The sequence below is a fragment of the Martelella mediterranea genome (assembly GCF_004342225.1).
GTDB lineage: Bacteria > Pseudomonadota > Alphaproteobacteria > Rhizobiales > Rhizobiaceae > Martelella > Martelella mediterranea_B.
In genome coordinates, this window is record NZ_SMAR01000015.1 from 26,141 (window position 1) to 51,658 (window position 25,518).

The window sequence follows — 25,518 nt, forward strand, 5'->3', positions numbered from 1 at the left end:
AGAAAGTCATTTCAAAGAGATTTGAATGCTAGAACCCGGCTCCGCGGGCAGTCGCCGCGGCATAACTGTCGTAACCTCGCTGATTTTCGCGATCCTGCTTCTGCTCGCCGCGCGCTGGGCTGGCAATTTTCTGAAACCTGTTGCGCTTGCGCTTTTCATTATAGCTGTCACCTGGCCGATCAAAAGCGCTTTACAGCGCTACATGCCGCCGCTCATTGCGCTTGCTTTAACGGTGATCAGCACAATCATCGTCTTCGTTATCTTCACAATGCTGGTTGTCTGGGGGTTCAGCCGCGTTGCGACTTCGTTTGTCAACGCAGCGTGGAAACTGCAAGCCTCCTATGAGGGAGCGGTTGCATGGCTCGGAGCCCAGGGAATTTCGGTCGCCAGCTCACTGAATGACGTCTTCAATGTCGGCTTGATTGTGCGAACGGTACAGCAGGTCACGGGTCAGGCCAGCACAACACTCAGTTTCTGGCTGGTGGTGCTTGCCTATGTGGTTCTGGGCCTGACCGAAGTCGACCGGCTGAAACAGAAGATCACGGGGCTCAACGATCAGAAATTCGCCGCTTCTGCCATCCGTATCGCGGATCACACCGCGCGAAAATTCGGTCGGTATATGCTTGTGAGAACGGCTATGAGTGCAATCACGGGCGTTTTATTCTGGGTTTCTGCAACAGTAACCGGCCTGAACTTCCCCATGGAGTGGGGCGTAATCGCTTTTGTTCTGAACTACATTCCATTTATCGGCTCGGTGATCGCCACAGTTTTCCCATCGCTCTACGGTGTCATTCAGTTTGAGCACTGGGAAACTGCGCTCGCCCTTTTTGTAAGCCTGAACCTGATTCAGTTTGCGATCGGCAACTATGTAGAGCCCATGGTCTCGGGCTCCGCCTTGTCGATTTCGCCTTTTGTGGTGGTGTTCTCGATTTTCTTCTGGACCTTTATGTGGGGTCTGTTCGGCACGTTTCTCGGCGTTCCGATCACGATTGCGCTTCTCACGGTGTGTGAGAATGTCCCATCGCTCAACTGGGTCTCTGATCTTCTTGGCGGCCGGCGAAAAGATCACCTTGAGAGGCTGGAGAAAAAAGCAGAATCCTGAGTGCGCACCTCACCACATGGTCTTTGCTGCGCGCTCCGGCCATTCCCGGTCATATCTTTCTGCGTCAAAGAAAGCCGTGCTTGCTTCTTTCGCCATTTCACCGGGGCTGGGCAATTCAGCAGGATCGACATGGCGTGCGCCATTCCATAAATCCGCTCTCAGTACAGCGCGGGCGCATTGAAAATAGACTTCGTCAATCGTGACAACAACGACACTTCTGGGATGTTTTCCGTTCATTTCAAAGCTTGCCAGGAGCGCCGGTTCTATTGCGACCACAGCCCGGCCATTGATGCGCATGACTGTGTTGGAACCGGGAATCAGGAACATGAGCGCAACGCGTGGGTCGCGGACAATGTTCATCAGTGAATCGACGCGGTTGTTTCCGCGCCAGTCCGGCAGCAACACGGTCTTTTCATCGTTCACCCGGACAACGGCTTTTTCATCACCACGCGGTGAGCAATCAAGCCCCTCAGGCCCGACGGTTGCCAGCGCCATAAACGGCGAAGCCTCGATCATCTGGCGGTAGCGAGAAGTCAGGGATTGCGTGACTTTATCGATGGCGGACGGCACGACATGATCATAGATCGTTTTCAGCTCATCAATACTTGTGACAGTCTTCATAACAAACGGCCGCTCCTGTTCATCTCAGACACAAAGTTTCACCGCGGCCGTTCTAAACGATCGCGCGTCATCCCCTTCTCTTTGAGCTCCTGTTCATAAGCGGCGAACATATCATCACCGTTTTCTCCAAGCTCTCTCAGATAGGTCCAGGTATAAATACCTGTGTCATGCATATCGTCGAAACCGATACGCACGGCATAATTTCCGGCAGGCTCCACAGAAATGATTTCCACATTGCGTTTGCCTGGCACAGTGACCGCCTGCCCCGGCCCGTGTCCTTTGACCTCGGCTGAGGGCGAAAGCACGCGCAGCATTTCAGCAGAAAGTGCAAACCGTGCGTCATCTTCAAAAGTCACGGTCAGTGTTTTCCTGTCTTTGGAAACCCGCAATTCTGTTGGCGCCGTCATGATTGAACCTGCTGTTTCTTTTGATGGGGTTGCTGGTCACGTGCACGTGTTTCGCACTTGTCTTGACGCTTGCCAAGCCATTACACATCTTTATGAAGAAGGAGACCTGTTTTGAGCATCAGACCCATCGACAAAAGGGAAGCGTCGCAGACCAGCAGCCCCTCGCCGATGATCGACCCGTTTGGCCGATCAATCACCTACCTGCGCGTTTCGGTGACGGACCGGTGCGATTTTCGCTGCACCTATTGTATGGCGGAAAACATGACTTTCCTGCCCAAACGGGATCTGTTGACACTGGAAGAACTCGAACGGCTCTGCAATGCATTCATCGACAAAGGTGTACGCAAGATCAGGCTGACCGGCGGCGAGCCGCTGGTGCGCAAAAACGTAATGCAGCTGTTCAGAGCACTTGGGCAGCGCATCCCTCAAGGCGCACTGGATGAACTCACGCTCACGAGCAACGGCTCCCAGCTAGAGCGTTATGCTCCGGAGCTTTTCGAGGCTGGTGTCCGGCGAGTCAATGTTTCACTCGATACGCTCGACCCGGACAAATTTCGTGCAATCACGCGCTGGGGTGACTTTAACAAGGTCATGGCCGGGCTGGAGGCCGCCCGCAAGGCAGGGCTGAAGATCAAGCTGAACACGGTTGCGCTTTCGGGCTTCAACGAACATGAAATTCCCGAGCTTATGCGGTTTGCCCATGGCGAGGGCATGGACATCAGCCTCATTGAAGCAATGCCGCTGGGCGAGATCGATGAGGATCGCTCATCGCAATATCTGCCGCTTTCCAAAGTGCGCCGTGATCTCGAAGAACGCTTTACGCTGAAAGAAAGCGGCCACGCGACGGGTGGCCCCTCGCGTTATGTGAATGTGGAAGAAACTGGCGGCCGACTGGGCTTCATCACACCGCTTTCGCATAATTTCTGCGCCAGTTGCAACCGGGTCCGGCTGACATGCACAGGCACACTTTTCATGTGCCTTGGCCAGGACGACAAGGCGGACTTCCGCGAATGCCTGCGCAACAACCCTGATGACGACAATGCTGTTCACGCCGCAATCGATGCGGCAATCGCCAGAAAGCCGAAAGAGCATAACTTCGAACTGGATGAAACGAAATCCCGCGTCGCGGTGGCACGTCATATGAGCATGACGGGTGGCTGAAATAACAATAGCTGATTGACCAATCACCTTTTAAAGCCGCACATTTCTCTGTAGGGAGAAAGTCCCAACAGTGAGAATAATAATGCGCATTTCCCCCAACCATCTCGGCGCTCTCTTCATGATACTGGCGATGGCCGGTTTCGCGTCGAATGATGCCACCGTGAAACTTCTGACCGAAGAGATCGGTGTCGGCCAGATTATGTTTTTTCGCGGCATTATTCTCACTGGATTTGCGATGTTGATTGCCTGGCGTGCCAAAGCCATCAGCAAGGTCGGAAAAACGCTCCAGCCCCGCGTGGCTGCCCGATCATTCTGCGAGCTGATTGCAGCGATCTGCTATCTTCAGGCCCTTAAGCAAATGCCTTTGGCCAATGCCGCTGCGATCCTGCAATGCCTGCCGCTGGCTGTGACACTTGGTGCTGCGCTTTTCATGGGCGAACCGGTGGGCTGGCGGCGCTGGAGCGCCATCATCGCTGGCTTTATCGGCGTGATGATCATCATCCAGCCCGGCCCAAACGGGTTTGAGGATGGCGCAATCTATGTCGTCGTCGCCATGCTGGCCGCCTCCACCCGCGACCTGATTACCAAAACCATTCGCTCTGACGTTCCGGCCATCGTCATCACACTTTCAACCTCTGCCCTTTTAACGCTTGGCGGCGCGGTTCTTGGCACAATGGAACGGGACTGGGAAATGCTGACCGCGCCGATACTGTTCCAGCTCGTACTTGCGGCCCTCTTCCTGCTTGGGGGGTATCAGTTCATCGTATTTGCTGTCCGCAAGGCCGATATTTCGTATATCGCCCCGTTCCGCTATGCTGGGCTTTTATGGGCAACGCTGCTCGGTATTATCGTCTTTGCCACATATCCCGGCCCGAATGTTCTGATGGGTGGCGCCATCGTCGTCGCCGCCGGGCTTTACTCCTTCTACCGAGAGCGCAAACGCGGGCAGGAACCACTTTCAGAAACCACGCAGCCTGGCGCCGCCGAAGGCGGTGGCCTGATCGCCAGAGGTGAAGAGGATCTGCTGGATCACAGGGAGAAATCGTGATCGGAACCATCCCGAGCGCCGATAAAAGTGACGCACGCGCGTTACCAGCCGTCATTCTCGCTGGCGGCGCTTCGCGCCGTATGGGGCAAGACAAGGCACACCTCCCCCTGAACGGCCAGCCGCTTCTCGATCATGTTTACCACCGTCTGGCGAAGCAGTGCGCCCCTGTTGTTATCAGCGGGCCACAGGATCGTTTTATCAAAAATCAGACCGTTATTGTTGCAGATGGGGTTTCGGGTTTTGCCGGACCACTGGCTGGCATACTCGCAGCGCTCGAGCATTTTTCCATGAAGGAAACCACGGCAACTCATCTGCTGTCTGTCGCTGTAGACACGCCATTCTTTCCCGAAAACCTGGCTCTTTGCCTTGAAGAAGAAGCCGGCACACCGGAAAGCCTTGTTATTGCGCGGTCGGAAAACCGGACACATCCGGTTTTCGCGCTCTGGCCATTTCAGTTAAAACAGGATCTTGCGCAATGGCTCAAGGTTCCGGAAAACCGGCGCATGATGGATTTTATCAACCGCCACAGCCCAATCTTTGTCGACTTCTCCATAGAGAAAACAAGTGCAGGCGCGCTCGATCCATTCTTCAACATCAATACGCCGGATGATCTTGCCAGGGCCCGCCGGTTCGCAGTGGCCCTGAGCACAGCCTGAATGCTGTTGCATGCAGTTTCACAAAAGCCTACAGCATCGGCCTGAAAATCGGAATCGATTTTCGGAAAGCACGATGCGTAGATTCAATAGGTTGGAGTGTCCTTTGTGCGTCCGAATGGATGCACAAAGGACACTCTACAGCCCGGCGAGACCAACGCGGGAAGTACAGCGGATGACCAGCAATATCGATGAAGAAAAACTGGCAGAGGCCTATAACCGGGCTCTGGTGCTCGAAAAATCGGGAAAACTCGAAGAGGCAGCGGCTGCATATCGCGAAGTGCTGACGATCGATCCGGACGATCACGGCGGCGCCGCCGTCCGCCTCGCCGCAATCGGTTTTGGTGAAATTCCCAGCAAAGCCCCGGATGCCTATGTCGAAACACTTTTCGACCAGCACGCCGAAGACTTCGAGGATATCCTCGTTGATCAGCTTGGCTATTGTGTGCCGATGATCATTCGCCAGCGGATGCAGACGCTTCAGGCGGGCCCGTTTGCCCGTATGCTGGATCTTGGCTGCGGAACAGGGCTGGGTGCCAGTGCCATGCGCGATATGGTCGAAGATATTACCGGTCTCGACATTTCAGAAAACATGGTTGAAATCGCCTATGAGAAGGAAATCTACGAAACCCTTTTCGTGGCAGAGGTTGAGGATTTTCTGCACGAAAACGATGAAGACGCTTTTGATCTGATCGTGGCTGCAGACGTTTTGCCCTATCTTGGCACGCTGGATGCCCTGTTCTCAGGCGCTGCGGCCAATAGCACACCTGGCGGGCTGTTTGCCTTTTCCGCAGAAACCCTGCCTGATGATGTTCTGCGGGATCGGCCATATATGGTTGGGCCGCATCATCGCTTCGGTCACAGCCTGACCTACCTCAAAGATGGACTGGCCCGCTTCGGTTTTTGGCCGCTGGATATCACCGACATCAATGTGCGGTTCGAAAATGGGGAACCGACACCCGGCTATCTGGTGATCGCCCGCTATTCACCTGCATGATATCGACCGGCTTGCCAGTATCGCCACGGCATATACCACCGCCAGCGCGGGTTCAGCGTCTCAGGCACAGGATCGAAGCCGGCTGTTCCGCCAGGCCCGCAACGGCTGACGCGAAACAAGGTCAGAAAACCGCCGGACCAAAGGCCATGACGTGCAATCGCCTCATAGCCATACTCAGAGCATGTCGGCAAGTGGCGGCAGGACTGGCCGATAATGCTGGAAAAGGTCAACTGGTAGAGCCGAATGAAGCCCATGCCGAAAAGTCGGCCCGGCGTTTTCCTGAAAGGCCCCTGATAATTCCGGGATGTGGTCTTCGTCCCTTTCTGATGATGTCCGTTCGGCTCTTTTCCGCAGACCCTGCACATAGGCTCAGGCTTTCTCGGGTGCCGAAACAGACATGTTGTCGAGCGCTTTGACCGTGGCATCAAAGGTCAGCATGACAGAAGCATGACGTGCCGGATAGTCGCGCACCGGAAGCAGACAGCGCATATCGGAAAAACGCCCCTCCGGCCCTTCACCGCCCTCTTTCAGCATCGCCCGCATATCGTCACGCGCGGCACGAATCTCATCTGCCGTCGCGCCGATGATTGATTGCGCCATAATGGCCGATGACGCCTGCCCCAGAGCGCAGGCTTTCACCTCATGAGAAAAATCGCTGACCTGCCCCTTGCCATCGACCTTCAGATACACGGTAAGTCGTGAACCACAAAGCCGGGCGTGTGCGGAAGCAGATGTATCGGCGCCCTCAAGTGCGCCAATCCGGGTGATATTGCCGGCATAGCCAAGAATTTTCGAAGAATAGATGTCATCCATGTCTCAGCACCTGTTCAGACAGCAGCAATCCGGTCTGCATTCTACAAAAAGATGGGCACTTCAAAAGATGACAGCAAGCCCTATCCGAAATGGTTTTTCCTGTAGCCGGTGTTTCATCTGTTTGACCCCGGCCAAGGAACCGGTTTATCTGGCTTTTCAATCACGGGAAAGACCATGCTTAAATTTGACAGACCACCACAGAACAAATCGCTTCTGGACGAAGCAACCCAGTTCACCCCGCGATTTGACGAAAAGGGGTTGGTGACAGCAGTTGTCATCGATGCACGCGATAATGCGGTCCTGATGCTGGCTTACATGAATGACGAGGCATTGTCGCTGACGATCGAAACCGGCATTGCGCATTATTACAGCCGATCTCGCGACAAGATATGGAAGAAGGGCGAAACTTCCGGCAACCTTCAGCATGTCGAAGCCGTCATCACCGATTGCGATCAGGACGCGATCCTGCTGAAAGTGACAATGGACGGTCACGGTGCCGCCTGCCACACGGGCCGCCGTTCCTGCTTCTATCGGGAAGTCAAAGTCAGCCAAGACAGTGTTACGCTGGAGTCCATCGACAATGACCGCGCATTTGATCCAGATGCGGTTTACGGCAAGAGTTAAAACGCTCACCAGAGCTGGATTTTGAAGACGAACTGAACAACCTGTTCCGGAGCACTTTGCGGCGCCTTGCGCTCCGGAAGGCTTCATGCGTCGGGCATTGCATTGATCAACCGGCAATATAGGATTTGATGTGCTCGGCTTCCTGCTCGACCTCATAGATGCGCGACTTGACCACGTCGCCAATTGAGATGATGCCCGCCAGTCGCCCATCAACTTCAACCGGAACATGGCGGAAGTGCCGTTCTGTCATAACTTGCATCAACTCATTCACGCTGACGCCTTCACCACAGCGATAAACGTTCTCGGTCATCTCCGCCTTAACCGGTGTTGTCAGGCAGCCCCCACCATGTTTTCCGATGGCTGCAACAAGATCGCGCTCTGTGAAGATGCCGGAAATCGAATTGTCATCACCGACAATCACCACAGCACCGATACGGTTCTGGTGCAGTATGCGTGCCATTTCAGCAATGGGTGTGCGGGCCGGAGCCGTGATCACCGAACGACCTTTCTGGTCGAGAATCATCCTCACTGTTATCGCCATAAAAGCCTCCTCGCGCTTAAGCGGCGTCCCTCCAGATACCGCTTGTTCGGGAATATCCCGGACATACCAAGAATGTTGCATGAGGATTATGACGATTGCAAGAGAGCGGCACTGCGCCGCGGGCGCGTTTCAAAATCGCAGCGTCCGCGCCTTTTGCGTATCGAACAGAGGGAAAGCCAGAAACCCAAACAGGAACCCGCCAATATGGGCCTGCCAGGCAACTGCGCTGGCATCAATACCGGCAAAGCCGACGCCGAGCGCAATCAGGAAGTTGCCGACAAGCCAGAATAAGACAAAGGCACTCGCCGTCCGGTCAGCAAAAACAGCGGAAATCGACATGCGTGGATTGCGGTGCGCATAAGGTGAGAAACCGCCGCCTGCGGAAAAAACAAACCGGCAGGCTGCCCCCATGTAAGCAGAGACCACGCCGGATGCGCCGATGAGAACAGATGGCGCGCCCCAGTCTGTAAAGGCAAAGAAGAAAGCTGACGCCGCCGCACTGACAAGCCAGAAAATGACGAACCGGAGTGTGCCGATCCGGCGTGCAACCGGCGCACCGAAAATGGCCAGCCACAGACTGTTGAAAACAATATGCGTCCAGCCGCCATGCAGCAGAGAATAGGTAAACGGCGACCAAAGCCATGCCAGCCCCTGATCTCCCAGCGCATGCGTATACCGTGCGGGAATAAACCCGAAGTTTTGCCAGATCACCGCACTGCTACGCAATCCGAGCACATATTCCTGAAACAGGAAGATCGCGAACAGGACACAAAGCGCAATCAACACGGCAGGCGGAAGGTTCACCGGCGGGTTCGACGGCTTGCGTGGCCTGTAAGGACCGTTTTGCGGTGTCTGCATCTGCTTTCGCCTTCCCTGCTCATCAGCCTGCCGACTGGCGACCTTAACGGGATATAGGGGTTCTGAATGCGACACGTCAATCGAGCGAGGAAAAACCCGACAACTGATCCAGTCGCCGGGGTTTCAATTATAAGATTATGTTATAGAAAGTTCCTGCATCAGCGCGACCAACACCAAAAACTTAAATGTCTGTTAACTGCGTAAGGCGCAGTATGAGTTCTAATCTAGCCTGTGGTCGGCGCGGAAGGTATGATCCCGCGAAACGGCCCAGCCAGGAACCACAACCGCCAGATTTTGCAAGAGTTTTTCGAATGCTAAAACAGGCATCCCGCCGCTTCCCTATGAGCCGATTGTCCAACGCAGTCATGTTCGTTGCCGCGCTTTTCGTCATTGTTGCGCTTCAGCCTGCCATCAAGGCGCATGCAGACACGAATGATGCGGCAATCGTCATTGATGCACACACCGGAAAAGTGCTCTACAGCGACCACCCGGACGCACCGCGCTATCCGGCATCGCTCACGAAAATGATGACGCTTTATCTGTTGTTTGAAGCGATGGACGACGGACGGGTGACGCTGAACACCAAGATCCCGATGTCCAAACATGCCGCTTCAGAGCCACCGACGAAGCTCTATATCCCGGCTGGCGGCAGTGTTTCCGTAGAAACCGCGATCTATGCGCTCATCACCCGTTCGGCAAATGATGTCTCAACTGCCATCGGTGAATTTCTCGGCGGTTCTGAAGCGAATTTTGCCCGGATGATGACAAACAAGGCCCATGCACTGGGCATGACGCGCACGACCTACAAGAATGCCCACGGTCTTCCTAACAGCGCTCAGAAAACAACCGCGCGCGATCAGGCACGGCTTGGCATCGCTCTACGGCAGCATTTCCCGCAATATTATCACTACTTTGGTACACGCAGCTTCAAATATGGCAAGCATTACATCGGGAATCACAACAAGCTTCTCGGTAAGGTAAAAGGTGTGGATGGTATCAAGACCGGCTACACCAATGCATCCGGCTACAACCTTGCGACCTCCGCAGAGATCGGCAATCGATCGATCGTCGCTGTGGTTATGGGCGGATCCACCGGTGCCAGCCGCAATCAGTGGGCAACCCGACTTGTCGAAAAATACTTGCCCAAAGCCTCCAATGGTGGTGGTAGCTTTGCCATCGCTCGTGCGGACACGATGAAGTTTCCCGACGAAGGTCCGATCCCCTACCCCCGACCGACGGCAGATACCGGCGTAGCTCTTGCCTATGCTGCAAATGACAACCAGAAGCCTCATGCCGTCGCTGCCGGCCTGAGTGGCCCTCAGGCCGATCTGGTTGCCAATGTTCCGGTTCCGCGTGAACGCGTCGCAGCTGACAACGACAATGGAGAAGGCTTGCGCGTGGAGGACATTATCGAGACAGCAGACAACGTGACGGATGCGGTCGGCAACGCCATTATACCACAAGCGCAGGCACACGAATCTGCACCGGACACCTCGATAACAACCGCCGCTATCGGTCCGCGCGGATGGGTTGTTCAGGTTGGAACAGCCGCCACGGAATCTGACGCAGAAGCCCTGCTCCAGCGCACAAAATCCAAAGCCGAAGGCGCTTTGGATTCCAGTGAACCGTTTGCTCTGGCCTATAACAGCGGCGGCCAGAAAATCTATCGCGCCCGGTTCGGTGGCTTTTCCGATCAGGAAGAAGCAGTGCGGACCTGCCGCGCACTCAAGCGCAATGGCGTGAACTGCTGGGCAAGCCTGCAATAAGGCCAGCGCCTGATCACGAATCGAAGTTATTTAAGTGCCGGCTTTCAATGAAAGCCGGCATTTTTGTGACGGTAAAGGAATTCGAAAGGTTTGCGGTCTACCTTCAGGGGTAAGGTAAGGATTTCGAAAGCACGAAACGAGAATTCGCCGATCGAAATTGAATCCTGCATGTGTCTTGCGTTGCCAAGAGGACTGACGTGAACAGGAAACAGAGCGACCAAACAATGACCGGTAAAAACGCCCAGCAAGAGGTGCAGCGCACCAGCTTCAACCCATTGCATGAAGCGACGCAGAAACTTTCCGAGTATGCCCGTTTCCCTGGCCGCTATCGGGCCAAGGAATTGATTGGCCTGCTTTCAAGCCAAAGTGACCGCGCTTTGCGGATAGCTCAGCCGAGTGTGCGTATTCACCTATATATTGACACAGCGCGCAAATCTGACCGGCATACACTGAACCTTCGCCTGCGTTAAGCTCAGCTAAAAGCTGACAAAAATCCCCTGTCCGGCTTTTAAATGCCCCTGACGAGCCCGTCGATTTTTCGACGGGTTTTTGCGTTTTAAGTGGTCACGTAGATCGCCGCTTTCAGATTGCCATAAGGCTCCCAGCCCGCCTTATATTGCCTTATTCCAACGCGAGGCCTGAAACCGTCAATAGTCATCTGGAGAGCGTTTCAGGGCACCCGTTTTAGTTCCGTATCATTTTACAGCAAACGCCGAGGGACAAAGCGTTCGCAAATCAAACAAGCTCCGGTCCATTCACCACAAAACAGTGGCTAAAACGCAACATCTGAAACGCCGTTCACAAACACCATCCCGCCATTGAACAATGGTTTGCTAAACATATGATGTTGGGGAAATCGCTCAGGAGCGGGACATTTTTTGATGAAGTTTTTTATGACTGCCGATTTTGGCGAAACCGACATTTTAGAAGATGCGACCAGCATTTCCGGCTTGCAGGAATCGCGCCTGACCCAAACCAGCCTGAAGGCCGGCTTTGTGATCCGTTTCTGACGATCGAAAACCGTCAGCATTGCATAAAAAAGGCGACCGTAAAGCCGCCTTGAATTTACGCTTTTGCCCGAAAATCGGGATTAATCGCGGGGCGGGATTTCAAGCCCTTTGATGCTTGCCGGACGCGATGCACAGCGCTCTACCCATGCATTGACAGCGTGAAAGTCACTGAGGCCCAGATGCTCAGCTGCATTGTAACCTTCAGACAAGCCGCGTACCCATGGGAAAATTGCTATATCGGCAATCGTGTATTCGTCACCCATGATGAACGCGCTATCCATCAACTGGCCTTCAAGCACACCGAGTAAGCGACGGGCTTCATTTGTGTAGCGTTCCATCGGGTAAGGATTGTTCGCAACTTTATCGGCGGCGTACTTATAAAAGTGACCGAACTGGCCAAACATTGGGCCGATACCGCCCACCTGAAACATGACCCACTGGATCGTTTTATACAAACCGACAGGATCATTCGGGATCAGCTTACCGGTCTTTTCGGCCAGATATAGAAGGATTGCTCCCGATTCAAAAAGGCCGATCGGCTTTCCTTCAGGACCATCCGGATCAATAATCGCAGGAATTTTATTGTTCGGATTAAGCGAGAGAAATTCAGGCGTCATCTGATCGTCGTTCGAAAACGATATAAGATGCGCTTCATAGGGAAGCCCAATTTCTTCAAGAGCGATTGAGACCTTCACACCATTCGGTGTGGGTAGGGAATAGAGCTGTAGAATATCGGGATTTTTTGCCGGCCATCGGGATGTGATCGGGAAGTCGGACAAGCGTGACATAGACGCTCCTTAAAATATGGAGTTTTTGTGTTCAGTATTTTCAGATGTGCTGCATTGCACGGAATTACAAGCTCAGAGTTTCCATTTTTGTGGCTACAAAATGGAGACAGTGAGTCAACGCAGGTCGAAACAAGTGATTTTTTTCATTAATCATCACCAGCGTAACCCAAAAACATCATTCGGGCAGAACCAGGTTGCGTGATTGATCGCAAAGCACCGAGTAAGCCGAACGCCGGATTTCGTTCAAAGCCATGCGGCAAGCGGTTTACGCTAGTGTTGGCTTTTCAGCGCCTGCGTAATTTCCGCTATGACCGGATCATCTGCATGCTCCGGCTTTTTGGCCCGTACAAAGCAGGCTTCAGACTTCAGGATCACGCCATCGTTCAAAATTTTCAGATGATTGGCCGCAAGCGTCGATCCGGTCGAGGTGATGTCGACGATGATATCGGCCTGCCCTGCCATGGGAGCGCCTTCGGTCGCACCAAGGCTTTCGACGATACGGTAAAGCTGAATACCGTGCTGAGCCGTGAAGAACTGCTGCGTCAGCCGCCAGAATTTTGTGGCAATGGCGAGCCTGCGTCCATGGCGGCTGCGAAACTCCGAAGCAACGTCGTTGAGGTCTGCCATCGTATCGACGTCCAGCCAGATTTCCGGCACAGCGACGATAACATCAGCCTGCCCGAAACCCAGGCGTGCAAGAAACTCAGCCTTTTCATCAACGCCGGGCACATTTTCGCGCATAACGTCTTCGCCGGTTACACCGAAATCGACAGTCCCCTTGCCCAGCTCGCGCGAGATTTCAGAGGCAGACAGAAAGGCCACCTCAATATCATCCCGGCCTGAAATCCGGCCACGATAGGAGCGATCATTGCCGTTGGTTTCGACAATGAAACCAGCCTTTGCCAGAGCAGCTTCCGCACCTTCCTTGATACGGCCCTTCGACGGAAGAGCGATGGTAACGGTCATTTGGACGTTCTCCCTTCGGCCTGTGCAGTGGCCCGCTCAATCCGGTCGAGCCAGAGAGAGAAACCAACTGCCGGAATACGGGCTTCAGCGCCCAAAAGCGTCAACAGGCGGTCATAACGGCCGCCACCGGCCAGAAGCGCACCCGATGGCCCCTCTTCGGAAATCTCGAAGACAAGGCCGGTATAATAATCAAGCGGCCGGCCAAAAGCGGCGCGATAGGAAATTGTGGCGACATCCACGCCCGCCGACGACAAGGCCTCAATGCGCGCACTGAAACCGGAAACGGCAGCTTTGATATCCAGCCGGTATTCTGCTGCAAAATCATCGAGCACTTTTGTGGCTTTATCCAGCGCAACATCCAGCGCCAGAAAGGCCTTCAATGCCGCCAGCGCTTCCTCGTCAAGACTGGTTACAGAAAGAGCCAGCTTTTCCTTCAGCCGTCGTGCGATCTCCTCCGGGCTTCGGCTGGCATTTGTGGAATATCCGGTCGCACTCATGGTCTCGTTGATGTGCGCAATCAACCCGGCCTCATTACCATCCGCCAGAAAGCCGGCGACCCGCCGGTCAAGCCCGGAAACAGGCTGCGGGCTTGCCAGTGTTTCCATCAGCCGGGCAAGCTGTGCCTGATTGCCGAAAGCGCCGATCAACCGCTTCTGCCATCCGCCCGGCAGACCAAGCGCCCTGACAACAGCCTCGAAAACAGCCTGATCGCCAAGCGTGGTCAGAAGTTTTCTGCCAGGCAGCATTTTCTGCAAAACCTGTGTGGCATCGGCAATGGCACGCGCATCGGCTGCCGCCACATCGGCTTCGCCCAAATCCTCGATACCGGCCTGATAAAACTCAGCTTCACCATCATCACGCGCCTGACGAAAAACCATGCCGCAATAGGCATAGCGGCGCGGCGTTCCGGCATTTTCGGCGATATGCCCCATACATACGGGAATGGTGAATTCCGGGCGCAGGCAAAGGCTTTCGCCGGTTTCGCTCTCTGTCATGAAAATACGGCGACGCAGTGCCTCACCGGTCATATCGAGAAACGGCGCGGCAGGCTGGATCACCGGCGTATCGGTCATCACGGTCGCACGCGCTTTGAACTCTGAAATGATAAGACCGGCAGACGCCGGAAGGCTGGAAGACGGCATGGATCGTCCGTTTGTCTGGTCAAAGGAATTCGCCGACCCCGAACACCACCCTTTGGGCAAAAAGTCAACGCTTGAGGGACTTTCACGTCACTTTCAGGCCGGGTGCCCTGCCGGAAAGACCTGACGCGCTCAGCTTTCGCTGGCGCGCTTCCGATCTTCTGCCTGGGCTTCCAACATGGCGCGAACCTCTTCAACAAGCGCGCTTTCCGGCACGGTTTTCTGTGCCACGCGGGCCTCGCGCCATTCGGCATTGTCCTCGATCTCACCGGACAAACGCTTTCCCTCGATCAGGTCCTTGATCTGGACGACACCTTCGGCGCGCTCATCGCCGCCCTGAATGATGGCGATGGGGCAGCCGCGACGGTCGGCATATTTGAGCTGGTTGCCGAATTTCTTCCAGTTGCCCTGATACATCTCGGCGCGGATGCCGGCCTTACGCAATTCCTGCGTCATCCTCTGGTAGCGCCCCATCGCCTCGGCATCGCCATCCATGACGGTGACGAGAACGGGCTCGATCACCTCGGACGCGCCGAGCTTGCCGAGATTCTTCAGCGCCGTCATCAGCCGCGACACGCCGATGGAAAAGCCCGTTGCCGGCACCGGCTGGCCCATGAAGCGCGACACCAGCCCGTCATACCGCCCGCCGCCGCCGACCGAACCGAACACGACCTTTTCACCCTTTTCATTGGTGACGTCGAAGGTGAGTTCGGCTTCGTAGACAGGGCCAGTATAGTATTCGAGGCCACGGACGACGGAGGGATCGACCGCTACCCTCAGCGGTTTCCCGCCATAACCTGCCGCCATCACTTGGCCAAGCAGGCTCGACAGCTCGTTAATGCCCGACAAACCAACCTCGGAATCACCAATCACAGCCATCAAACGATCCAAATAAGATCGTTGCTTCGAACCATCGGCGTCATCTGCTATGGGACCAACATTAGGAACAACTACGGTTAGAACTTTCTCTATCTGCTCCGTGCCAAGCCCCGCGCCCTTGGTGAAATCACCTGACTCGTCCTTACGGCCCTCACCCAACAGCAGCCGCACCCCGTCAGCCCCAAACTTATCCAGCTTGTCAATCGCCCTCAGCACCGTCAGCCGCTGCGCCGCGTTCTCCTCACCGCCAAGGCCGATCGCCTCCAGCACCCCATCCAGCACCTTGCGGTTGTTCACCCGGATCACATAGTCGCCGCGCGGAATGCCGAGGGCTTCCATTGTGTCGGCCATCATCATGCACATTTCGGCATCCGCCTGGACGCCCGGCGCGCCGACGACGTCGGCATCGAACTGCATGAACTGGCGGAAGCGGCCGGGGCCGGGCTTTTCGTTGCGGAACACATAGCCGGCGCGATAGGTGCGGTAGGGAAGCTGGATGTCGTTGAAATTTTCAGCGACATGGCGGGCAAGCGGCGCCGTCAGGTCGTAGCGCAGCGACATCCACTGGTCGTCATCATCGGTCAGCGAGAACACGCCTTCATTGGGGCGGTCGCTGTCCGGCAGGAATTTGCCCAGCGCATCGGTATATTCGAACATCGGCGTTTCCACCGGATCGAAGCCGTAATTCTCGTAGACCGCCTTGATCTTCGCCACCATTTCCTCGGTCGCGCGGATATCGGCGGCGGAGCGGTCGCCAAAGCCGCGCGGCAGGCGGGCCTTCAGCTTCTGCGGTTTCTTCTTCTTGTCGCTCATGGGGCTGACCGTTCTTTTTATCTGCTGGAAAATGCTGGTCGCTGTCTTAAAAGATCGAAGGCCGGGCGGCAAGCCTCTCAACCATCAGGGCTGACCTTCAAAGCTGAATGTCACGAGCGCTTCCGCCGCCTTGCTCAGATGCCGTTCCTTGTGGCTTAGAAGCTGAAACGCGCGCGATGGCAGATCGAAATTCACCCGTTTCAGTCCGCCGGAGGCAAGCCACGGCGCGGCCACCGAACCGGAAATGGCCGTCGCAGCATGGCTGGCGCGCACCGCAGAAAGAACGGCTTCGTTTGACGGCAGCGACATCACGACCGTCAGCGCCTCAGCGGGAATACCGAATGCGGCCATACCATACTCAAACTCGGAGCGTGTGCCGGAACCATCCTCGCGCAGAACCCAACTGGTCTGTCCGGCCAGTTCCCCCGGCGTCACCACACGTCCATCGGCAAGAGGATGTTCCGGACCGACAACCACAACCAGAGCATCGTCAGTGATATGCCGTTTTCGCAGAAGAGGATTGTCCAGCGTGCCCTCGATATAGCCAAGCTCCGCCTCGCCATTGGCAACAGCATCAGCCACCGTCGCGGTATTGCCGATGGACAGCTCAAGCTCGATCCCCGGATAGCGCGCATGAAAGCGCATCAGAACCGGCGGCAGAAAATAGCTGGCAATGGTCTGACTGGCGTAAACCGAAAGCGCTCCGCGCTCCAGCCCTCCCAGCTCACCCAGAACCCGCTCAGCCGCGCGTATACGTGCCAGTGTTGCCCGCGCCTCTTCCAGAAACTGCCGTCCCTCCATTGTCAGGACAATGCCGCGGCCAACGCGGTCAAACAGTTTCACACTGTAGAAATCCTCAAGCTTGCGGATCGCACTGGAAACCGCCGATGGTGTCAGATGCAATGCTTCAGCGGCGCGCGTCAGATGCTCGCGTTCGGCCACTTCGGTGAAAATGATAATCTGTTCAAAGGTCATCATGGGAAAAACGTTCGCTCCAATCGAATGAATTGTAAATTATTATTCGATGGAAGTCGACATTCGCGCATGAGACATTCCCACCATCCAAAGACGTTCAGCGCCGCAACCTTCGCGACCGCAAACGCCATATCTGAGAATTGTCCTGATTTTCACCCGCGCATTCCCGGCGGCGGCGTAAATCACTGCCATTGCGAGACAAAAGAGATGCAGACCGCTTCAGAGGCCCTATCGAATACCGATAACAGCCGCCTTCAGTTTTTCACACGCCTTGTCCCCGGCCTGCTTCTGGCGGGCGCAGTGTCGGCAGCCGCATTTGCGCTGGAGGCACTGGAGGTTCATCTTACCGGCCATCGCTATGTTGAAAACCTGGTGCTCGCCATTTTGCTTGGCACGGTCATCCGGTCGGCTATCAGCCTGCCCGCTGTCTTTCATCACGGCATAAAGTTCTCGGAGAAATTCATCCTTGAGGTTGCCATTGTGCTTCTTGGCGCCTCCATCAGCGTGCAGGCGTTAAAGGCTGCCGGGCCGGTTCTTGTGGTCGGCATCATCGGCACGGTCTCCCTGGCAATTCTCGTCAGCTATTCCATCGGGCGGGGCCTCGGCCTGAAACATAAACTGGCCACGCTGGTCGCCTGCGGCAACTCCATCTGTGGCAATTCAGCGATTGCAGCAGCGGCGCCGGTTATCGATGCAGAAGACGATGATGTTGCAGCAGCGATTGCTTTTACAGCGGTGCTGGGCGTCATCATGGTGCTTGCCCTGCCCCTGGCGCTAACGGGTCTGGGCATGACTCCATCGCAATATGGTGTTCTTTCCGGGCTGACCGTTTATGCCGTGCCGCAAGTGCTGGCAGCCGCACAGCCGGGCGGTATGATCGCAGTGCAGACTGGCACACTGGTGAAACTCATTCGTGTGATGATGCTCGGCCCGGTTCTGTTCGCCCTTGGGATCAGCGCCCGTGCAGCCAGCCGCGAAACCGGTGGCGCAAAGGTCAAACTGAAACACATCGCGCCCTGGTTCATCATTGGCTTTGCGATCATGATGGCGCTGCGCTCGGTCAATGCCATTCCGGATGGTCTTGTTGTCCCGCTGGCACACACATCAAATGCTCTTACAGTGATTGCAATGGCCGCACTTGGTCTTTCCGTAGACGTGCGCTCGCTTGGTCGCGCCGGTGGTCGTGTTGTCCTCACCGCCGTTTTGTCAATCGGCGTGCTGACGAGCATCGCTCTTGGCCTGATTTTCTTCCTGCAGATCGGCTAAAGCTCACATATCAGCCTTCGGGCGGACCAGCTCTGCCCGAAGTTTGCCGACTGTTTCACGACAGCAGCAGCCTTCAATGTGGTCGTTGACCAGTCCCATGGCCTGCATGAAGGCGTAAACCGTTGTCGGACCAACAAATTTCCAGCCGCGTTTCTTCAGGTCTTTCGATATACGGGTTGAAGCCGGTGTAATCGGATTGGCGACCAGCGTCTCATAGTCAACGACCGCAGGCCGGTCTTGCGGCTCTGGTTCATGCGACCAGAAATAAGCGGCCAGAGAACCGAATTCGCGTTCCATATCAATGGCACGGCGCGCATTATTGATGGTGGCCTCGATCTTGCCGCGGTGACGGATGATCCCCTTGTCTTCGAGCAAACGGTTGACATCCGATTCATCAAAAAACGCGACTTTATGAAAATCGAAGCTGGCAAAAGCGGTACGAAAATTCTCGCGCTTTCTCAAGATTGTCAGCCAGGACAGCCCTGACTGAAACCCTTCAAGACAGATCTTTTCGAAAAGCCTGAAATCATCGGTGACCGGGCGTCCCCATTCTTCATCGTGGTAGCGCAGATAGTCATCCTGATTGCCATGCCAGAAGCAGCGCCAAAGCCCGTCACTGCCTTCAATCAACCCTTTTGATTCGCTCATAAGATCCGCTCTCCCTCTGGCGCACGCCTCATAATCTGACAAATGACAATTTCAGACAAAAGACGGTTACCTTACTGTCACAACTGTTGCCATTTCGCCACGCCTGCAGAGGTTCATGAGTACAACTTTAAAATATTTATTAACTGTGATGTGGTGATTATGGTGAACGAATTCTAAAAAAGAAAGCATAGCAAAACCAGATTACCGGATCACTTCATGTCTCTTCGCGTCGCTACGCTGGCTGCACCTGCAGCAATAATCGTTGCAGGGATGACTGCACTTCCGCAGAACGCATCGGCCGAAATGGCGTTTTCGGTCTACGGCGGTTATCAGTCTGCACCGCATTCCGAAATCGATATCAATAATCAGGATGCGTTTACTGCCGGTTGGGAAGGCAAGCCCTTCACAGCACCGCCGCACTGGGGTGTTCGCGGCACCTGGTGGCTGGATCAGTTCGACATGCCAAATCTCGGCATTTCACTCGATTACAGCCATGACAAGGTCTATGCGGACAGTGAAACCCTCAGCAAATCCGGCTGGTCGCATTTTGAATTTACCGATGGCATCAATCTACTGACACTGAATGCTCTCTATCGTTTCCCGATCAAGGAAACGAAATGGACGCCCTATGTGGGAGCTGGTGCCGGTATCAACGTACCGCATGTTGAGGTCACGCGTGCAAGCGGCGAAACCTTCGATTACCAGTTCGGCGGCGCAACCTTGCAGGCGCAGGCCGGGATCGCATACTCGTTTCTGGAAAACTGGGATGCATTTCTGGAATATAAGGCGACCTATTCCTGGGTTGATGTCGATATCGACAGCGGCGATTCGCTGCAGACGAATATTTTCACCAATGCGGTGAATGTGGGCGTCAGCTACCGGTTCTGATCCTCCCAGACACTGAAACTTTAAGAAGCCGCCTCAAAAGGGCGGCTTTTGGCTTTAGAGCGTCCTTTGTGCATCCATTCGGATGCACAAAGGACGCTCTAAGCTATTGAATCTACGCATCATCCTTTGCGAAAATCGATTCCGGTTTTGGGGTCGATGCTGTGGGGCCTATTTGAGCTGTTCAGGTTTTCTGCCACCGTAAGCCCAGTCCAGCAACTCCACCGTATGAAGGATCGGCGTGGCCGTTCCGCTTCCAATCTGGGTGATACATCCGATATTTCCGGTTGCGATCACATCCGGGTTTGTCGCCTCGATATTCTTGACCTTACGGCTTTTAAGCCTGTCTGCGATATCCGGCTGCATGATATTATAAGTGCCCGCTGAACCACAACACAGATGCCCTTCGGCGGGCTCTTTCACAGTAAAACCGGCACGTTTAAGAAGCTTTCCCGGTTGTGTTTTCAGCTGCTGACCATGCTGCATCGAACAGGCCGAATGGTAGGCGACCACCATATTCCGCGGTGGCTGTTCAGGCAGATCGAGGGTGAGAAGATATTCGGTCACATCTTTCGCCAAAGACGAAATCTTTTTTGCCTTTTCCGCATAGGCAGGATCTCCGGCGAGCATATGGCCGTAATCCTTGATTGTTGTGCCACATCCTGACGCCGTGATGATGATGGCATCCAGCCCGCCATTTTCAAGCACATGACACCAGACATCAACATTCCGGCGCGCCTGTGAAAGAGCCTGTTCCTCACGCCCCATGTGATGCACCAGCGATCCACAACAGCCCTCGCCTTCCGGCATAACCACCTCGACACCGAACCTGGTCAAAAGCCGGATCGCTGCTTCATTGATATCCGGATCGAGAACAGATTGCGCGCAACCTGTGAGAATGGCGACCCGACCACGTTTCTCGGCTTTTGGCCCATATACGCCCGGTCTCGATGCATCGGAGGCCGGAGGCAGTTTTTGAGGCGCCAGTTTCAGCATCGCCCCGAAGGGCTTTGACGCCTTATAACGCGCCAGAAGCCCGGCAAACGGACGGCCCAACCGTGCAAGCACAAGAGCAGCACGAAAGCGCCTGGGATAAGGCAGAACCGCAGCCAGCGTTGCGCGGGTCAGCCGGTTCAGGAGCGGACGCTGATAGGTCTTTTCGATGTGAACCCGTGCATGGTCGACCAGATGCATATAATCAACGCCTGAAGGACAGGTTGTCACGCAGGAAAGACATGAAAGACAGCGGTCGATATGGGTTACGACCTCTTTGTCTGCCGGCCGGTCATTTTCCAGCATATCCTTGATCAGATAGATCCGCCCGCGCGGACTATCCAGCTCGTTTCCAAGCGTCACATACGTTGGGCACGTGGCTGTGCAGAAGCCGCAATGAACACATTTGCGAAGAATGGATTCAGCTTCAGCGACCTTGGGATTGTCCAGTTGCGCGGGCGAAAAATTCGTTTGCATTCAGCAGGTCCGCTTCAGATCAACCAGGATTGCGGATTGGCAATCGGCTCTTCACGCGAAACTTTCTGAAGGCCGATCACAACGCGCACGACGACCCAGACAGCCGTTGCCAGGAAACCCAGAAAGCCAATCACAACGAACATCAGAACGAATGAAATGGCTGAAAACAGCACAGCAATCCAAAAGGTTCTGATTGCCCACGTATAGTGGGTTTTAAGCCATTCATCAGCCTTGTCGCGGTTCATATAGGCCGAAACAACACCAATAATGCCGGCAATAAAAATCACAAAGCTGACCAGATAAAGAATGTAGATCAGAATGATATTATTGCGGGTGGGGTCCATCCAGCCGTCGCCCCAACGCTTCGGCTGTGTATTTTCAGGTTCACTCATGCGGCAGTCTCCTGTTTGTCCATCTTGCCTGGATTGAGTATGCCCTTCGGGTCGAATGTCGCCTTGATACGATTTGAAAGCGCAGCAACTGGCGAAGGCTGCGGTTCAAAACATGCCGTGACAGATCGCACCGTTTCCGGTGCACGCAGCAATGTGGCATGTCCGCCGCCGTGTTTCCTGATCAGTCTGCGCAAGGCATCAGCCTCTGCATCTCCTTCGAGAGCCATCCAGATCAGTCCACCCTGCCAATCGTAAAAGGCATCGACGGCTGCCACAAGCCGCATGTCGGAAAGAAGTGCAGCACCGGCCGATGGCGCGATGCTGACGCGCCACAGACACGTCTGATGATTTTCACTGTAAGGCGAAACATCTCGGATCGCCTGCCAGAGCGCGCGGGTCTCGTCTTCAGCCAACACAGAAACTGAACCGAATTCAGACAGAAAATCTCTCAGCTTGTCTCGGCGCACGGCGACCGATTCTGAAAGCCCCTCAAGCCGGAAACAGGTTGCCGCCCCGCCTTCCAGCAGACCATCCAACATCCGATGTATGACGCTGTAAGGCATATGAGCAGCGCCGGAGACTTCAACAGGCAACGCCATGACAGCCGCCATAACCTTCACGGCATCTTCGTCGGAAAGATCGGAAAGCACCACTGTTGCCGCAGCCTTTGGCGCGGGAAGAACCTTGAACGTAACCTCGCTCATGAAACCGAGCGTGCCATAAGATCCCGCCATCAGCTTGACCAGATCGAGGCCTGTCACATTCTTCATCACCCGGCCACCGGAGCGAACGATTTCGCCCTTGCCATTGATGAAACGTACGCCGAGCAGATGGTCACGCGCCGCACCAGCCAGCGAAAAACGCCTGGGACCGGAAACATTGGCAGCGAACACACCACCAATTGTAGGGTCGCCATAACTGCCCATGATGCCGCGATGATCCATCGGTTCGAACGCGAGATACTGACCGTTTTCCGATAATGCCAGATCGATTTCAGCAAGAGGCGTTCCGGCTTTGGCCGTCATCACCATTTCGGAAGGATTATAGGAAACAATTCCGCTCAGGCTTCGTGAAGACAGCTTCTGGTCGGCTTTGACAGGCTGGCCGAAGTCGGGCCTGGTATTCCCGCCGGAGATCTCGAGCGATTTCCCCTCCTGATAAAACTGGCGGACGATCTCAACGGCGTCCGCTTCGGTTTCAGGCTTCAGAACATCATGCATTGTCTTCGCGCCCTTCCAGCGGAAAGACCTTTGACGGATTCAGGATCCAGTCAGGATCAAAAGCGGCCCGCACGGCCATCTGCTGCTTCAGATCGATCTCGCTATACTGATGGCGCATAAGGTCGCGCTTTTCTATGCCAACACCGTGCTCTCCGGTGAGGCAACCACCGGCATCGACACACAGTTTCAGGATTTCCGCACCCGCGGCTTCTGCACGTGCGGCATCTTCCGGGTCATTAATATTGTAGAGGATCAACGGGTGCATGTTGCCATCACCGGCATGGAAAACATTGGCAACGCGGAGTCCATAACGATCCGTGATTTCACTGGTTTTCTCAAGAACGTAAGAAAGCTGGCTGAGCGGAACAGTTCCATCCATACAAATATAGTCTGCGATCCTGCCGGTCGCACCAAAGGCCGATTTGCGCCCCTTCCAGATCAGAGCTGCCTCTGTGGCTGACTGGCATTCGCGAACTGTGCCAACATCGTGACGCTTTGCAATTTCAACGATGGCGGCCAGCATCGCCTCCATTTCAGCTTCGGAGCCTTCAACCTCGACAATCAGCAGCGCACCGGCATCCAGCGGATAGCCAGCCTTGGCAAAGGCTTCGCAAATCTCGATGGCGGGCTTGTCCATAAACTCAATTGCAACCGGGATAATGCCGGCAGCAATGATATCCGTCACGCAGGCACCAGCCTTTTCCGATGACGGAAAGCCAAAGAGTACGGGCCTAGCGCCTTCAGGCACGGCCAGCAGCCTGACGGTCGCCTCCGTGATGATGCCGAGCTGCCCCTCGGAGCCACAAGCCAGCCCCAAAAGATCATAGCCGGGCGCATCCAGCGCCTTTCCGCCAAGCTCGACAACCGTTCCGTCAACCAGCACCATTTTGACGCCCAGCAGATTATTAGTGGTCACGCCATATTTCAGGCAATGGGCGCCACCCGAATTCATGCCGATATTACCGCCGATCGTGCAGGCGAGCTGAGAGCTGGGATCAGGCGCGTAGAAAAAACCTTCCGGCTTCACGGCCTCCGATATCGCGATATTGGTAACGCCAGCCTGAACGATAGCGGTCCGATCTGGCAGGTCGATATCGAGTATACGGTTCATCCGCGACAGGCCGATAATAATGGCATCTTCCTGACCGATAGCACCGCCCGAAAGCGATGTGCCTGCCCCACGCGGAACAACAGGAATACTGTTCTTGTAGGCATAAGACAGTATGTCAGCCACCTGCCGGGTTGTTTCAGGCAAACACACCGCCAGCGGCACACGTGTATAGGCGAGGAAACCGTCGGTCTCGAATGGTACGAGTTCTCTGCGCTCATGAATGATGCAATCAGATGGCAAAAGCGCACGAAGCTCGGCGATGATTGCATCACGCCGCGCAAGTATCTCGGCCTTTGGCTGCTGGAACGCAATCGTACCGGTCATGCTTTAAGATATCCGCCCCATCCGTGTTTAAGGCGTCTCCTCCGCCCTTTACCTGACGATTGTTTATCACTCGCCAGAATTCAAGACAAATGCTAACATTTATTCCGAAATGGAAACAGTCGGGCAGTTTAATGAAGAATCTTCATGACATGGCAGTCTTCGCGCGCGTTGCCGCAACCGGCAGCATGACCAAAGCCGCAGAAGACATGCGTCTTTCTCCCGCAGTCGTCTCAAAGAGTATCAAACGGCTTGAAGAGCAGCTTGGCACGCGCCTGCTTCAGCGAACGACACGAAAGATCGCGCTGACTGAAACAGGGCGCGGCTTTTACGAACGGCTGTTGCCGGTTCTGGCGGGCGCGGAAGAAGCGCAGGCTTTTGTTGAAGGCAGGGCAACGCAGATCAGGGGCCGTCTCAAGGTATCGGCGCCAACATCCTTCGGCCGGATGCATATCGCACCGCACCTGAACGGATTTATGAATGCATACCCCGCACTCAATATCGAACTGGTGCTCAGCGACACATTCGTTGATATCGTAGGGGAAGGATTTGATCTCGCCATCCGCATCGGCGAGCTTCATGATTCGACCCTCGTCGCGCGAAAGCTGGCAAGGGTCAGGCGCATTCTGTGTGCCTCAAAATCCTATATCGCGGAACACGGGGTTCCAACCGGTCTGTCGGACCTGGACAATCATATCTGCCTGCCCGCACACAATGGCGAACACTGGCGTCTTGAAGGGCCGGAAGGTCCGGTCAGCTTCAGACCGCATGGAAGACTGACGACCAATTCCAGTGAAGTGGTGCGCGAAGCATTGATTTCAGGCATGGGCATCGCTTTGCGATCGACATGGGATATCGGACCAGAACTGTCCCGTGGCGATGTGGTTCAGGTACTCAGTACGTATGAAAGCGCTTCAGATGTCGGTCTTTTCGCAGTGTATCCGACACGAAACTTCCTGCCCGGAAAGGTTCGAATGTTCATCGAATTTCTGGCTGGCCTTTATGGCCCCGCCCCTTATTGGGACAGGGGCCTCAGCGGTTAAT

General features: G+C 55.1%; 27 protein-coding genes. 11 read left to right on the forward strand and 16 right to left on the reverse strand.

The genetic code is table 11. The features are described from left to right. Nucleotides 1-25 precede the first annotated feature (25 nt). A complete protein-coding gene (locus tag EDC90_RS10975; protein ID WP_132311479.1) occupies nt 26-1,102 on the forward strand; it encodes an AI-2E family transporter in 1,077 nt (358 codons plus the stop codon). A gap of 9 nt (nt 1,103-1,111) precedes the next feature. Here EDC90_RS10975 and EDC90_RS10980 read toward each other — a convergent pair whose 3' ends face one another. Further along, nucleotides 1,112-1,723: a pyridoxamine 5'-phosphate oxidase family protein gene (locus tag EDC90_RS10980; RefSeq protein ID WP_132311481.1), complete on the reverse strand. Its 612-nt coding sequence runs from the start codon at nt 1,721-1,723 to the stop codon at nt 1,112-1,114. Nucleotides 1,724-1,761: 38 nt separating this feature from the next. Continuing rightward, nucleotides 1,762-2,130 (reverse strand): gamma-butyrobetaine hydroxylase-like domain-containing protein, encoded by a 369-nt coding sequence (locus EDC90_RS10985; protein ID WP_132311483.1) that lies wholly within the window; start codon nt 2,128-2,130, stop codon nt 1,762-1,764. Nucleotides 2,131-2,298: 168 nt separating this feature from the next. On the opposite strand from EDC90_RS10985, the gene moaA reads away from it, so the two are divergent. The 4 genes from moaA (at nt 2,299) to EDC90_RS11010 (ending at nt 5,989) form a co-directional block, all read left to right on the forward strand. Continuing rightward, a complete protein-coding gene (gene moaA, locus EDC90_RS10990) occupies nt 2,299-3,291 on the forward strand; it encodes a GTP 3',8-cyclase MoaA (protein WP_132311588.1) in 993 nt (330 codons plus the stop codon). Nucleotides 3,292-3,373: 82 nt separating this feature from the next. Beyond that, on the forward strand, nt 3,374-4,339 hold the full coding sequence (locus EDC90_RS10995) for a DMT family transporter (RefSeq protein ID WP_245511029.1): 966 nt from the start codon (nt 3,374-3,376) through the stop codon (nt 4,337-4,339). After that, entirely contained in the window at nt 4,336-4,995 is a 660-nt protein-coding gene (mobA, locus tag EDC90_RS11000) for a molybdenum cofactor guanylyltransferase MobA (RefSeq protein ID WP_165972808.1), read from the forward strand. Before EDC90_RS10995 ends, mobA begins: the two co-directional genes overlap by 4 nt. Nucleotides 4,996-5,167: 172 nt before the next feature. Continuing rightward, entirely contained in the window at nt 5,168-5,989 is an 822-nt protein-coding gene (locus tag EDC90_RS11010; RefSeq protein ID WP_132311487.1) for a methyltransferase domain-containing protein, read from the forward strand. On the opposite strand, the gene yidD is transcribed toward EDC90_RS11010, so the two are convergent. Further along, nucleotides 5,974-6,354, reverse strand: a complete 381-nt coding sequence (yidD, locus tag EDC90_RS11015) for a membrane protein insertion efficiency factor YidD (RefSeq protein ID WP_132311489.1) — start codon at nt 6,352-6,354, stop codon at nt 5,974-5,976. The genes EDC90_RS11010 and yidD overlap by 16 nt on opposite strands. Nucleotides 6,355-6,358: 4 nt before the next feature. Beyond that, nucleotides 6,359-6,802 carry an iron-sulfur cluster assembly scaffold protein gene (locus EDC90_RS11020; protein ID WP_132311491.1) on the reverse strand — a complete coding sequence of 148 codons (444 nt, stop codon included), beginning with the start codon at nt 6,800-6,802 and terminating at the stop codon, nt 6,359-6,361. Between the two features lie 174 nt (nt 6,803-6,976). On the opposite strand from EDC90_RS11020, the gene hisI reads away from it, so the two are divergent. Further along, nucleotides 6,977-7,426, forward strand: a complete 450-nt coding sequence (gene hisI / locus EDC90_RS11025) for a phosphoribosyl-AMP cyclohydrolase (RefSeq protein ID WP_132311493.1) — start codon at nt 6,977-6,979, stop codon at nt 7,424-7,426. Nucleotides 7,427-7,532: 106 nt separating this feature from the next. On the opposite strand, the gene EDC90_RS11030 is transcribed toward hisI, so the two are convergent. Beyond that, complete coding sequence (locus tag EDC90_RS11030; protein WP_132311495.1) at nt 7,533-7,967, reverse strand: CBS domain-containing protein; 435 nt, start codon at nt 7,965-7,967, stop codon at nt 7,533-7,535. Between the two features lie 129 nt (nt 7,968-8,096). Next, complete coding sequence (locus EDC90_RS11035) at nt 8,097-8,825, reverse strand: rhomboid family intramembrane serine protease (protein WP_132311497.1); 729 nt, start codon at nt 8,823-8,825, stop codon at nt 8,097-8,099. A 311-nt stretch (nt 8,826-9,136) separates the two neighbouring features. Between EDC90_RS11035 and EDC90_RS11040 the strand changes: the two genes are divergently transcribed. Beyond that, nucleotides 9,137-10,591, forward strand: coding sequence for an SPOR domain-containing protein (locus tag EDC90_RS11040; RefSeq protein WP_132311498.1), 1,455 nt, complete (start codon nt 9,137-9,139; stop codon nt 10,589-10,591). A gap of 197 nt (nt 10,592-10,788) precedes the next feature. Beyond that, nucleotides 10,789-11,061: a hypothetical protein gene (locus EDC90_RS11045; protein WP_132311500.1), complete on the forward strand. Its 273-nt coding sequence runs from the start codon at nt 10,789-10,791 to the stop codon at nt 11,059-11,061. A gap of 620 nt (nt 11,062-11,681) precedes the next feature. Here the strand turns inward: EDC90_RS11045 and EDC90_RS11050 are convergent. The 5 genes from EDC90_RS11050 to EDC90_RS11070 form a co-directional block, all read right to left on the reverse strand. Next, nucleotides 11,682-12,389: a glutathione binding-like protein gene (locus EDC90_RS11050; protein ID WP_132311502.1), complete on the reverse strand. Its 708-nt coding sequence runs from the start codon at nt 12,387-12,389 to the stop codon at nt 11,682-11,684. Nucleotides 12,390-12,659: 270 nt separating this feature from the next. Beyond that, the gene (gene hisG, locus EDC90_RS11055; protein WP_132311504.1) at nt 12,660-13,355 is read right to left on the reverse strand and encodes an ATP phosphoribosyltransferase; all 696 of its coding nucleotides are present in this window, start codon (nt 13,353-13,355) and stop codon (nt 12,660-12,662) included. Next, complete coding sequence (locus EDC90_RS11060; RefSeq protein WP_132311506.1) at nt 13,352-14,497, reverse strand: ATP phosphoribosyltransferase regulatory subunit; 1,146 nt, start codon at nt 14,495-14,497, stop codon at nt 13,352-13,354. Before EDC90_RS11060 ends, hisG begins: the two co-directional genes overlap by 4 nt. 129 nt (nt 14,498-14,626) lie before the next feature. After that, nucleotides 14,627-16,186 (reverse strand): histidine--tRNA ligase, encoded by a 1,560-nt coding sequence (gene hisS / locus EDC90_RS11065; RefSeq protein WP_132311508.1) that lies wholly within the window; start codon nt 16,184-16,186, stop codon nt 14,627-14,629. Nucleotides 16,187-16,270: 84 nt separating this feature from the next. Then, complete coding sequence (locus EDC90_RS11070; RefSeq protein WP_132311594.1) at nt 16,271-17,161, reverse strand: LysR substrate-binding domain-containing protein; 891 nt, start codon at nt 17,159-17,161, stop codon at nt 16,271-16,273. Between the two features lie 207 nt (nt 17,162-17,368). On the opposite strand from EDC90_RS11070, the gene EDC90_RS11075 reads away from it, so the two are divergent. Next, a complete protein-coding gene (locus EDC90_RS11075) occupies nt 17,369-18,427 on the forward strand; it encodes a YeiH family protein (RefSeq protein WP_132311510.1) in 1,059 nt (352 codons plus the stop codon). Nucleotides 18,428-18,430: 3 nt separating this feature from the next. Here the strand turns inward: EDC90_RS11075 and EDC90_RS11080 are convergent, their stop codons facing one another. Further along, nucleotides 18,431-19,075, reverse strand: coding sequence for a DNA-3-methyladenine glycosylase I (locus tag EDC90_RS11080; protein ID WP_132311512.1), 645 nt, complete (start codon nt 19,073-19,075; stop codon nt 18,431-18,433). 216 nt (nt 19,076-19,291) lie between these two features. Between EDC90_RS11080 and EDC90_RS11085 the strand changes: the two genes are divergently transcribed. After that, the gene (locus EDC90_RS11085; RefSeq protein ID WP_132311514.1) at nt 19,292-19,963 is read left to right on the forward strand and encodes an outer membrane protein; all 672 of its coding nucleotides are present in this window, start codon (nt 19,292-19,294) and stop codon (nt 19,961-19,963) included. A 168-nt stretch (nt 19,964-20,131) separates the two neighbouring features. Here EDC90_RS11085 and glcF read toward each other — a convergent pair whose 3' ends face one another. From glcF to EDC90_RS11105, 4 genes are read right to left on the reverse strand one after another with little or no spacing between them, the layout of a single operon-like run. Further along, nucleotides 20,132-21,430, reverse strand: a complete 1,299-nt coding sequence (gene glcF, locus EDC90_RS11090; protein ID WP_132311516.1) for a glycolate oxidase subunit GlcF — start codon at nt 21,428-21,430, stop codon at nt 20,132-20,134. A 14-nt stretch (nt 21,431-21,444) separates the two neighbouring features. Further along, a complete protein-coding gene (locus EDC90_RS11095) occupies nt 21,445-21,822 on the reverse strand; it encodes a DUF4870 family protein (protein WP_132311518.1) in 378 nt (125 codons plus the stop codon). Beyond that, nucleotides 21,819-23,042 (reverse strand): glycolate oxidase subunit GlcE, encoded by a 1,224-nt coding sequence (gene glcE, locus EDC90_RS11100; RefSeq protein ID WP_132311520.1) that lies wholly within the window; start codon nt 23,040-23,042, stop codon nt 21,819-21,821. The genes EDC90_RS11095 and glcE overlap by 4 nt, the downstream gene beginning before the upstream one ends. Continuing rightward, nucleotides 23,035-24,477: an FAD-linked oxidase C-terminal domain-containing protein gene (locus EDC90_RS11105; RefSeq protein ID WP_132311522.1), complete on the reverse strand. Its 1,443-nt coding sequence runs from the start codon at nt 24,475-24,477 to the stop codon at nt 23,035-23,037. The genes glcE and EDC90_RS11105 overlap by 8 nt, the downstream gene beginning before the upstream one ends. Nucleotides 24,478-24,608: 131 nt before the next feature. Here EDC90_RS11105 and EDC90_RS11110 point away from each other — a divergent pair, with 131 nt between their 5' ends. Beyond that, nucleotides 24,609-25,517, forward strand: coding sequence for a LysR family transcriptional regulator (locus EDC90_RS11110; protein ID WP_132311524.1), 909 nt, complete (start codon nt 24,609-24,611; stop codon nt 25,515-25,517). Nucleotide 25,518 lies beyond the last annotated feature (1 nt).

What these genes read in the sequence shown, in the direction of transcription:
- EDC90_RS10975 (WP_132311479.1), top strand. Translation starts at nt 26, where the DNA reads ATGCTAGAACCCGGCTCCGCGGGCAGTCGCCGCGGCATAACTGTCGTA.
- EDC90_RS10980 (WP_132311481.1), bottom strand. Translation starts at nt 1,723, where the DNA reads ATGAAGACTGTCACAAGTATTGATGAGCTGAAAACGATCTATGATCAT.
- EDC90_RS10985 (WP_132311483.1), bottom strand. Translation starts at nt 2,130, where the DNA reads ATGACGGCGCCAACAGAATTGCGGGTTTCCAAAGACAGGAAAACACTG.
- moaA (WP_132311588.1), top strand. Translation starts at nt 2,299, where the DNA reads ATGATCGACCCGTTTGGCCGATCAATCACCTACCTGCGCGTTTCGGTG.
- EDC90_RS10995 (WP_245511029.1), top strand. Translation starts at nt 3,374, where the DNA reads ATGCGCATTTCCCCCAACCATCTCGGCGCTCTCTTCATGATACTGGCG.
- EDC90_RS11010 (WP_132311487.1), top strand. Translation starts at nt 5,168, where the DNA reads ATGACCAGCAATATCGATGAAGAAAAACTGGCAGAGGCCTATAACCGG.
- yidD (WP_132311489.1), bottom strand. Translation starts at nt 6,354, where the DNA reads ATGTGCAGGGTCTGCGGAAAAGAGCCGAACGGACATCATCAGAAAGGG.
- EDC90_RS11020 (WP_132311491.1), bottom strand. Translation starts at nt 6,802, where the DNA reads ATGGATGACATCTATTCTTCGAAAATTCTTGGCTATGCCGGCAATATC.
- hisI (WP_132311493.1), top strand. Translation starts at nt 6,977, where the DNA reads ATGCTTAAATTTGACAGACCACCACAGAACAAATCGCTTCTGGACGAA.
- EDC90_RS11030 (WP_132311495.1), bottom strand. Translation starts at nt 7,967, where the DNA reads ATGGCGATAACAGTGAGGATGATTCTCGACCAGAAAGGTCGTTCGGTG.
- EDC90_RS11035 (WP_132311497.1), bottom strand. Translation starts at nt 8,825, where the DNA reads ATGCAGACACCGCAAAACGGTCCTTACAGGCCACGCAAGCCGTCGAAC.
- EDC90_RS11040 (WP_132311498.1), top strand. Translation starts at nt 9,137, where the DNA reads ATGCTAAAACAGGCATCCCGCCGCTTCCCTATGAGCCGATTGTCCAAC.
- EDC90_RS11050 (WP_132311502.1), bottom strand. Translation starts at nt 12,389, where the DNA reads ATGTCACGCTTGTCCGACTTCCCGATCACATCCCGATGGCCGGCAAAA.
- hisG (WP_132311504.1), bottom strand. Translation starts at nt 13,355, where the DNA reads ATGACCGTTACCATCGCTCTTCCGTCGAAGGGCCGTATCAAGGAAGGT.
- EDC90_RS11060 (WP_132311506.1), bottom strand. Translation starts at nt 14,497, where the DNA reads ATGCCGTCTTCCAGCCTTCCGGCGTCTGCCGGTCTTATCATTTCAGAG.
- hisS (WP_132311508.1), bottom strand. Translation starts at nt 16,186, where the DNA reads ATGAGCGACAAGAAGAAGAAACCGCAGAAGCTGAAGGCCCGCCTGCCG.
- EDC90_RS11070 (WP_132311594.1), bottom strand. Translation starts at nt 17,161, where the DNA reads ATGACCTTTGAACAGATTATCATTTTCACCGAAGTGGCCGAACGCGAG.
- EDC90_RS11075 (WP_132311510.1), top strand. Translation starts at nt 17,369, where the DNA reads ATGCAGACCGCTTCAGAGGCCCTATCGAATACCGATAACAGCCGCCTT.
- EDC90_RS11080 (WP_132311512.1), bottom strand. Translation starts at nt 19,075, where the DNA reads ATGAGCGAATCAAAAGGGTTGATTGAAGGCAGTGACGGGCTTTGGCGC.
- EDC90_RS11085 (WP_132311514.1), top strand. Translation starts at nt 19,292, where the DNA reads ATGTCTCTTCGCGTCGCTACGCTGGCTGCACCTGCAGCAATAATCGTT.
- glcF (WP_132311516.1), bottom strand. Translation starts at nt 21,430, where the DNA reads ATGCAAACGAATTTTTCGCCCGCGCAACTGGACAATCCCAAGGTCGCT.
- EDC90_RS11095 (WP_132311518.1), bottom strand. Translation starts at nt 21,822, where the DNA reads ATGAGTGAACCTGAAAATACACAGCCGAAGCGTTGGGGCGACGGCTGG.
- glcE (WP_132311520.1), bottom strand. Translation starts at nt 23,042, where the DNA reads ATGCATGATGTTCTGAAGCCTGAAACCGAAGCGGACGCCGTTGAGATC.
- EDC90_RS11105 (WP_132311522.1), bottom strand. Translation starts at nt 24,477, where the DNA reads ATGACCGGTACGATTGCGTTCCAGCAGCCAAAGGCCGAGATACTTGCG.
- EDC90_RS11110 (WP_132311524.1), top strand. Translation starts at nt 24,609, where the DNA reads ATGAAGAATCTTCATGACATGGCAGTCTTCGCGCGCGTTGCCGCAACC.